This is a genomic window from Salipiger sp., from assembly GCF_059781815.1.
This window is the reverse complement of record NZ_JBYNAH010000274.1, coordinates 1-6,223: the sequence shown is the minus strand read 5'-3', so window position 1 is coordinate 6,223 and position 6,223 is coordinate 1. Positions and strand designations below refer to the sequence as shown.

Genomic DNA, 6,223 nt, shown 5'->3' with positions numbered 1-6,223 from the left:
TTCGCCACCCCGCCGCCGGGGCCGGGCGCGCCCCCCCCCCCCCCCCCCTCCTGGTCTCTCCATCCAGAGCCTCGCCCGAGGCTCAGACCATGCCTTCCGATTTCGCCCAGTCGAGCGCCCGGTCGAGCGCGCGTCCGAAGCGGGCGAGGATCTCGGTCAGGTCGTCTTCGGTGACGATCAGCGGCGGGCAGAAGGCCACCGTCTCGTAGACGTTGCGCACGATCAGCCCCTCTTCGGCGCAGAGCGCCACCACCTTGGCCGCCATCGAGCCCGCCGGTTCGAAGGCCTCGCGGGTGTCGCGGTTCTTGGCCAGCTCGACGCCCGCGATCAGGCCGACGCCGCGCACTTCGCCGACCAGCGGGTGATCGGCGAACTTGCGCAGACCGTCCTGGAACATCGGCTCGAGGCGCTCGGCATTGCCCATCAGATCCTTCTCTTCGATGATCTTCAGGTTCTCGAGCCCCACCGCGCAGGCAACCGGGTGGCCCGAGCCGGTGAAGCCGTGGCCGAAGGTGCCGAGCTTGGCGGTGTTGTCGGCGATGGCGTCATAGACCTTGTCGTTCACCACGATGGCGGCGAGCGGCATGTAGGAGGAGGTCAGCTGCTTCGAGGTCACGAGGATGTCGGGGGTGAAGCCGAAGCGCTCGCAGCCGAAGGGCTTGCCGGTGCGGCCAAAGCCGTTGATGACCTCGTCGGCCACCAGCAGGATGTCGTACTTAGCGCAGATCTCGGCAACGCCCGGCCAGTAGCCCTCGGGCGGCACCATGACGCCGCCGGCGCCCATGACGGGCTCGCCGATGAAGGCGCCGATGGTCTCGGGGCCTTCCGCAATGATCGTGTCCTCGAGCTCCTTCAGCAGGCGCGCGGTGAACTGCTCTTCGGTCTCGCCTTCCTCGGCGAACTTCCAGTAATGCGGCGTGGTCAGGTGGGTGACCGGGATCGCCGGAAGGTCGAAATCCTTCTGGTTCGCCGGCAGGCCGGTGAGCGAGCCCGAGGCGACGGTGATGCCGTGATAGGCCTTGTTGCGCGACAGGAACTTCTTCTTCTCCGGCCGGCCAAGACCGTTGTTGAGGAACCAGACCAACTTGACGACGGTGTCGTTGGCCTCGGAGCCGGAGTTGGTGAAGAACACCTTGTTGAGCCCTTCCGGGGTCATCTCGACGAGCTTCTCGGCGAGGCGGATCGACGGCTCGTGCGACTTGTGCGCGAAGGTGTGGTAGTAGGGCAGCTTCTTGAGCTGCTCGTAGGCGACATCCGCGAGACGGGTCTCGGAGAAGCCCACGGCGACCGACCACAGCCCGGCCAGCGCCTCGTAATATTCCTTGCCCTCGCTGTCATAGACCTTGGCGCCGTCGCCATGGCTCATGATCATCGGGCCCTTTTCCTCGTGCAGGCGCATGTTGGTGTAGGGGTGCATCGTGTAGGCGATGTCGGCGGCGTGAAGCGAGTTCGGACGCTGGTTCATGTCGGTCTCCGTGTTGGCAGTGGCCCGGGCGGGGCCTGTGGGTTCGGATCGGGGAGAAGGCCGCGGGAGACTCAGGTCCCCTTCGGCGCATAGTTAAGATGGTTTTGGACGAAAGGTCACGGGGAGAATTTGATCAAATTTCCTCCAGCCCGCACCATTCGGCGATGAAGAGCGCGATCGTGCCGGTCACGCGCTTCACCGAAGACAGCTTCACCCGTTCGTCGAAGCCGTGGATGGCCTCGGAATAGGGGCCGTAGACCAGGCAGGGGGTCTCGCCGTAGATCACGAAGACTCGGCCATCGAGATAGCCCGGCGTGACGAAGCTCTCGAGCGGCTTGGCATAGCTCGACATATGGGCGCGGGCGAGGGTCTCCTCGGCCTCGCTGCCTTCCTCGAGCACGTAGCCCTCGGCGAAGAAGCCGTTGAAGATGACCTGCGGCGGGTTGTTGGCGAGGAACGGGATGCCGTCCGACACGCGGCGCAGGTGATCCTCGATCTCGCGCGCGGCATCGGCGGCCTTGATGCCGGGATAAAGCGCGATGCGGCAGTCGAATTCGCACCATGCCGGCACCGAGGAGGCCCAGTCGCCGCCGGCGATCTTGCCGACGTTGAAGTTGATCGGGTGGTCGAGCTCTTCGAAGTAGCGGTGCTCGCCCTTCTGCGCGTTCCATGCGGCCTCAAGCTCGCGCAGCCCCTTGATCAGGTCGTAGGCCGCCTCGATGGCGTTGGCGCCGGAGCCGGCCTCGCGCACATGCACCGGCGCGCCCTGCACCCGGACGCGGAACCACAGCACGCCGGTATTGGCGCGCACCAGCATGTCGTCTTCGGGCTCGGGGATGATCGCGGCGTCGGCGTTGTAGCCGCGCAGCAGCGCCGCCAGTGCGCCGTTGCCGGTGCATTCCTCCTCGACCACCGATTGCTGGTAGAGCGTGGCGGCGGGGCGGTAGCCGAGGCGCTTGAGCGCATCGACGGCAAAGATGTTGGCGGCGATGCCGGCCTTCATGTCGGCGATGCCGCGGCCATAGAGCCAGTCGCCCTCGCGGCGCGGCTCGAAGGGCGGGGTGGTCCACATGTCGAGCGGCCCGGCGGGGACAACATCCACATGGCCGTTCAGGACCAGCGACTTGCCGGTCTCCTCGCGCGGGCGCATCGTGCCCACCACGTTGATGGCGTTGGAATAGTCGACCTCGACCGGCGAGAAGCCGGGGTGGTGCTTGATGTCGTCCACCTCGATGGTCCAGCGGTCCATCGCGTAGCCGCGCGCCTTCAGCTCGTCATGCAGGAAATCCTGCGCGGTCGCCTCCTGCCCGCGCAGGGACGGGTAGCGCCCAAGCGTTTCGGTGAAGGCGATCTGCTCCTCGAAGCCCTCCTCGACGGCGGCGAGGATCTTCTGCGTCAGCTCGGGCGAGAGGGTCATTTGCCGCGCCTCATGAAGCCTTCCATGAACGACACCAGCGAGGTGGTGAGATCCTCGGAGAGGTAGCCGCCCTCCTGCACGATCACCGTGGGATAGCCCGCAGCGGCGATCATCTCGCCGGCGCGGCGGAAGCCGTCCCAGCTGATCTGCATGCCCATGAGCGGGTCTTTCTCATGCGCATCGAGCCCGAGGCTCAGCATCAGCGCGCCGGGCTCGAAGGCTGCGATCTTCTCCAGCGCCTCTGCGATGGTCTTGAGCCAAGTTTCGTCGGTCGTGGTGCGGGGCAGGGGGTAGTTGGTGTTGAAGCCCGCACCCGCGCCGGCGCCGGTCTCGTGTGCGTAGCCCACGAAGAACGGGTAATAGGTCGCGGGATCGGCGTGGACTGAGATCGTCATCACGTCGTCGCGCTCGTAGAAGATCGCCTGCGTGCCATTTCCGTGGTGCACGTCGATATCGAGGGTCGCGACCTTGGCGTGCTGCGTGCGCAGGCGCGCGGCGGCGACGGCGGAGTTGTTCATCATGCAGTGCCCGGCGGCCATGTCGGCCGAGCTGTGATGGCCGGCGGGACGGCAGAGCGCATAGGCCGCGCGGTCACCCGCGAGCACCGCGTCGGCGGCGGCCACGGCGCAATCGGCGGCGCGGCGCGAGGCGGTCCAGGTGTGTTCCCCGATCGGGGCCGAGGTGTCGCCCATGTGCCAGCCGGCGCGGCCCACGATGCTTGTCGGGTAGGTGGCGAAGCCGCGCTGCGCAAAGACGTTCGGCACCACCTCGGGGCCGGCATTGGGCAGCGCCTGCCACTCGTCCCACGCGGTCTCGAGGAAGGTGAGGAAGGCATCGGTGTGCACCGCCTCGAGCGCCGCGCGCGGCGCCTCGGGCGGCTCGGTGGTGGCGAGGCCGAGCTCGTCGAGACCGGCCTTGAGCAGCATGGCGCGCTCGGACTGCTCGGCGTTGCGCAGGATCTTGCCGTGGGTCAGGCGAAAGACCGGATCGTGCAGATCGGTCTCGGGGGCGTAGAAACACTTCATCAGTCTTGCTCGTCTTCCATCTTTTGGAACTGCTCGATGACCAGGTCGCGGGCGACTTCGATATGGTAGCGCAGCGCCTCGACCGCCTCGGCCTCGTCATGGCGCAGCATTGCGTCGAGGATCGGCACGTGGGTTTCGGCGAGGCGCTGGGCGTCGTCGTAGAGCCGGCCGATCATCATGATCGTCAGCTCGGATTCCATCGCGATCTGCTCGAAGGTGTTGAGATACTTCGGGTTGCCCGATCCGGCGCAGATCAGGCGGTGAAACTGCATGTCGGCCTCGACCTGGGTCAGCATGTCGAAGCCCGGCCCCGCGACGCGGCGCATCTCTTCGATCTGGCCGATGAGCTTGGCTTCGCTCTCGCCCAACCCGTCGCGGATCAGGCGGCGCACCGCCGCGGTCTCGATCACCAGCCGGAACTCGTAGAGGTTGGCAAGCTCGCGGGCGCTGATCGAGCGCACGAAGAAGCCGCGATTGGGCAGGTAGGTGACGAGCCCCGAGCTTTCGAGCAGCCGCGCCGCCTCGCGCACCGGGGCGCGGCTCACGCCGAGCTGCCGGGCCACCACCGATTCGGAAAGCCGCTCTCCCTGCGAGAGCTGGCCGGTCACGATCGCCTTGCTGAGCAGGCGCGCGACACGCTGAACGAGCCCCTCGCGGTCGAGAGGCTGAAAACCGTCACTGTCTTGCTTTGGGTCCATGAGTCCGAGGGTCAAACGCACAAGTTAAGGTCACGCTAATTGTAGATTTGGCGATTGTCGACAATTTACTTGACCAAAGATGCTTTCATGGCCTTTCTTTGGGCCAAGCGATGAAAAGGACGACTTCAATGCCCGATGGAGCACCCGCCGACACCGTCACCCAGCTGCGCCGCGACCTTGCCGCAGCCTACCGGCTGATCGCGCATTTCGGCATGGATGACAGCATCTACACCCATATCTCGGCGCGCATGCCGGACGGGCCCGCGGGCGAGAAGCGCTTCCTGCTGAACCCGTATGGTCTGCGATTCGATGAGGTCACGGCGGCCAATCTCGTCACCATCGACGAGACCGGCGCGGTGATCGACGACCCCTATGGCGCGGGCGTGAACGCCGCCGGCTTCACCATCCACTCGGCGGTGCATATGGCGCGCCACGACGCGGTCTGCGTGCTGCACACCCACACGGTTGCGGGCGTCGCGGTCTCCTCGATCAAGGAGGGGCTCCTGCCGCTGAACCAGTGGTCGGCGCAGTTCTTCGACCGCATCGCCTTCCACGATTACGAGGGCATCGCGCTGAACCTCGAGGAACGTGAGCGCATCGTCGCCGATCTTGGCGAGAAGCAGGTCATGCTGCTGCGCAACCACGGCACGCTGCTTCTGGGCCGCTCGGTCGCCGAGGCGGTGAAGCTGGCGCTGAACCTCGAGCGCTCCTGCAAGGCGCAGGTCGCGGCGCTCGGCATGGGGCTGACCCCGGTGGTGCTGCCCGACGCGGTCGCCGAGCACACCGCGAGCCAGTACCAGAAGATGTACGACAAGATGGAAAGCGCCCCGGGGACCGACCCGGAATGGGCCGCCTTCCTGCGGATGCTGGAGAAAGCCGCGCCCGATTACATGGGGTGACGCCGCCGCGTTCCGATCAAGACACATAACCAAAGCGGTCCGGCCCAGAACCGGACCCATCCCCCCGAAACCAGAACTGACAGGGAAAACATGAAACATCTCAAAGCGACGACCTTCCTGATCGCTGCCGCTCTCGCGGCGCCGCTTGCCGCGCAAGAGGCCGGCGGACGGCTCGACATCGTGGTCCAGCCCGAACCGCCGGGGCTGATGCTCGGCCTCGTGCAGAACGGCCCGACCCAGCTCGTTGCCGGCGATATCTACGAGGGCCTGCTGCGCTACGGCACCGACCTTCAGCCGCAGCCCGGCCTCGCCGAAAGCTGGGAGATCTCGGACGACGGTCTGACCTACACCTTCAAGCTCCACGAGGGCGTGAAGTGGCACGACGGCGAGGATTTCACCGCCGATGACGTGGTGTTCTCGGCCGATGTCTTCCTGCGCGAGACCCATGCCCGCCTGCGCGCCTCGCTGGCCTATGTGGAAAGCATCACCGCGCCCGACCCGCTCACCGTGGTGTTCCAGCTGAAGGAGCCCTTCGGCCCGTTCATCAGCGTCTTCGAGACCGGCACCATGCCGATCGTGCCCAAGCACATCTACGAGGGCACCGACTTCGCCAACAACGAGATGAACGCCACGCCGATCGGCACCGGCCCGTTCAAGTTCGAGGCCTGGGAGAAGGGCAGCTACATCCACCTCGTGAAGAACGAAGACTACTATGTCGA

The 6,223-nt window shown here is 66.2% G+C and carries 6 protein-coding genes; 2 read left to right on the top strand and 4 right to left on the bottom strand.

Annotated elements, in window-relative coordinates; translation table 11 throughout:
• Window positions 1-82 precede the first annotated feature (82 nt).
• The 4 genes from AC6RA4_RS22525 to AC6RA4_RS22510 form a co-directional block, all read right to left on the bottom strand.
• Window positions 83-1,465, bottom strand: a complete 1,383-nt coding sequence (locus AC6RA4_RS22525; RefSeq protein ID WP_500164119.1) for an aspartate aminotransferase family protein — start codon at window positions 1,463-1,465, stop codon at window positions 83-85.
• A gap of 133 nt (window positions 1,466-1,598) precedes the next feature.
• Complete coding sequence (locus tag AC6RA4_RS22520) at window positions 1,599-2,882, bottom strand: ArgE/DapE family deacylase (protein WP_500164118.1); 1,284 nt, start codon at window positions 2,880-2,882, stop codon at window positions 1,599-1,601.
• Window positions 2,879-3,907 (bottom strand): histone deacetylase family protein, encoded by a 1,029-nt coding sequence (locus tag AC6RA4_RS22515; RefSeq protein ID WP_500164116.1) that lies wholly within the window; start codon window positions 3,905-3,907, stop codon window positions 2,879-2,881. The genes AC6RA4_RS22520 and AC6RA4_RS22515 overlap by 4 nt, the downstream gene beginning before the upstream one ends.
• Window positions 3,907-4,605, bottom strand: coding sequence for a GntR family transcriptional regulator (locus AC6RA4_RS22510; RefSeq protein WP_500164115.1), 699 nt, complete (start codon window positions 4,603-4,605; stop codon window positions 3,907-3,909). The genes AC6RA4_RS22515 and AC6RA4_RS22510 overlap by 1 nt, the downstream gene beginning before the upstream one ends.
• 128 nt (window positions 4,606-4,733) lie before the next feature.
• On the opposite strand from AC6RA4_RS22510, the gene AC6RA4_RS22505 reads away from it, so the two are divergent.
• Both AC6RA4_RS22505 and AC6RA4_RS22500 read left to right on the top strand, forming a co-directional pair.
• Window positions 4,734-5,504, top strand: coding sequence for a class II aldolase/adducin family protein (locus AC6RA4_RS22505; RefSeq protein WP_500164113.1), 771 nt, complete (start codon window positions 4,734-4,736; stop codon window positions 5,502-5,504).
• A gap of 90 nt (window positions 5,505-5,594) precedes the next feature.
• Window positions 5,595-6,223 (top strand): ABC transporter substrate-binding protein (locus AC6RA4_RS22500; protein ID WP_500164111.1); only part of this gene is annotated, 629 nt, incomplete at its 3' end.

What these genes read in the sequence shown, in the direction of transcription:
- AC6RA4_RS22515 (WP_500164116.1), bottom strand. Translation starts at nt 3,907, where the DNA reads ATGAAGTGTTTCTACGCCCCCGAGACCGATCTGCACGATCCGGTCTTT.
- AC6RA4_RS22520 (WP_500164118.1), bottom strand. Translation starts at nt 2,882, where the DNA reads ATGACCCTCTCGCCCGAGCTGACGCAGAAGATCCTCGCCGCCGTCGAG.
- AC6RA4_RS22525 (WP_500164119.1), bottom strand. Translation starts at nt 1,465, where the DNA reads ATGAACCAGCGTCCGAACTCGCTTCACGCCGCCGACATCGCCTACACG.
- AC6RA4_RS22510 (WP_500164115.1), bottom strand. Translation starts at nt 4,605, where the DNA reads ATGGACCCAAAGCAAGACAGTGACGGTTTTCAGCCTCTCGACCGCGAG.
- AC6RA4_RS22505 (WP_500164113.1), top strand. Translation starts at nt 4,734, where the DNA reads ATGCCCGATGGAGCACCCGCCGACACCGTCACCCAGCTGCGCCGCGAC.